A 279-nucleotide genomic window follows, 5' to 3' on the forward strand; every position below is an offset into this window, starting at 1 on the left:
CTAAATTTTCTAGTACTAAACTCACTAATAAGTAATTGTAAATCTTCTTCTTTAATACCTAGCTTTTTAAAGCTAGTGTTTTCATTAGTGATAACAAATTTGTATTTGGTTATTACTTTTTTAGTAGTAGTATTAGTTTGATTACTTGAGTTAGTAGAGTTAGTGTTAGAACTATTACTTGTTTGGTTATTTGGATTACTTGTATTATTGTTGGTATTGACTTGATTGTTTAATTTGGTAGTATTAAAACTATTATTAGTTGCATTAGAATTATTGTTT

General features: G+C 24.0%; 1 pseudogene. It reads right to left on the minus strand.

The features are described from left to right. Window positions 1-279: pseudogene (locus CAMP5053_RS08505) on the minus strand (hypothetical protein); the annotation flags it as partial.

Source organism: Campylobacter sp. S4:11, assembly GCF_024723695.1.
GTDB classification, from domain to species: domain Bacteria; phylum Campylobacterota; class Campylobacteria; order Campylobacterales; family Campylobacteraceae; genus Campylobacter_D; species Campylobacter_D jejuni_C.